Origin of the sequence: Bradyrhizobium frederickii, from assembly GCF_004570865.1 — a bacterium.
In the GTDB taxonomy this organism is placed as follows: Bacteria; Pseudomonadota; Alphaproteobacteria; order Rhizobiales; family Xanthobacteraceae; genus Bradyrhizobium; species Bradyrhizobium frederickii.
Map to the genome: position 1 here is coordinate 1 of NZ_SPQS01000128.1, position 976 is coordinate 976.

Genomic DNA, 976 nt, shown 5'->3' on the forward strand with positions numbered 1-976 from the left:
ATCCTGAATGTAATAAGCGTTCATGGCTGAACTCCTGAAATAGCTGTGAAAATATCGCCCGCGAAATGCCGGGCTGATTAGGAAAACAGGAAAGGGGGTTAGTGAATGCTTTTGCTTGATCTCAGTTTCAGTATTAATATCCATTTTTTATAAGCGTCGACGGCTTCACGAAACATCTTTTCATCGCCAATAAAAGTGGCGATAGTGAATTTAGTCTGGATAGCCATAAGTGTTTGATCCATTCTTTGGGACTCCTGGCTGATTAAGTATGTCGATAAGGCGTTTCCATCCGTCACGTAATTTACGGGTGATTCGTTCAAGTAAAGATTCGGAAGGGCAGCCAGCAACAGGCCACCCTGCAATGGCATATTGCATGGTGTGCTCCTTATTTATACATAACGAAAAACGCCTCGAGTGAAGCGTTATTGGTATGCGGTAAAACCGCACTCAGGCGGCCTTGATAGTCATATCATCTGAATCAAATATTCCTGATGTATCGATATCGGTAATTCTTATTCCTTCGCTACCATCCATTGGAGGCCATCCTTCCTGACCATTTCCATCATTCCAGTCGAACTCACACACAACACCATATGCATTTAAGTCGCTTGAAATTGCTATAAGCAGAGCATGTTGCGCCAGCATGATTAATACAGCATTTAATACAGAGCCGTGTTTATTGAGTCGGTATTCAGAGTCTGACCAGAAATTATTAATCTGGTGAAGTTTTTCCTCTGTCATTACGTCATGGTCGATTTCAATTTCTATTGATGCTTTCCAGTCGTAATCAATGATGTATTTTTTGATGTTTGACATCTGTTCATATCCTCACAGATAAAAAATCGCCCTCACACTGGAGGGCAAAGAAGATTTCCAATAATCAGAACAAGTCGGCTCCTGTTTAGTTACGAGCGACATTGCTCCGTGTATTCACTCGTTGGAATGAATACACAGTGCAGTGTTTATTCTGTTATTT

Annotated in this window: 3 protein-coding genes; all 3 read right to left on the reverse strand. The window is 41.3% G+C overall.

Annotated features, from left to right (window positions below):
* Window positions 1-98: 98 nt before the first annotated feature.
* On the reverse strand, window positions 99-242 hold the full coding sequence (kil, locus tag E4K64_RS42045; RefSeq protein WP_000372937.1) for a host cell division inhibitory peptide Kil: 144 nt from the start codon (window positions 240-242) through the stop codon (window positions 99-101).
* Window positions 211-375 (reverse strand): protease FtsH-inhibitory lysogeny factor CIII, encoded by a 165-nt coding sequence (locus E4K64_RS42050; RefSeq protein ID WP_001198861.1) that lies wholly within the window; start codon window positions 373-375, stop codon window positions 211-213. The genes kil and E4K64_RS42050 overlap by 32 nt, the downstream gene beginning before the upstream one ends.
* Before the next feature lie 72 nt (window positions 376-447).
* On the reverse strand, window positions 448-816 hold the full coding sequence (locus E4K64_RS39995) for a DUF2528 family protein (protein WP_000065374.1): 369 nt from the start codon (window positions 814-816) through the stop codon (window positions 448-450).
* Window positions 817-976 lie beyond the last annotated feature (160 nt).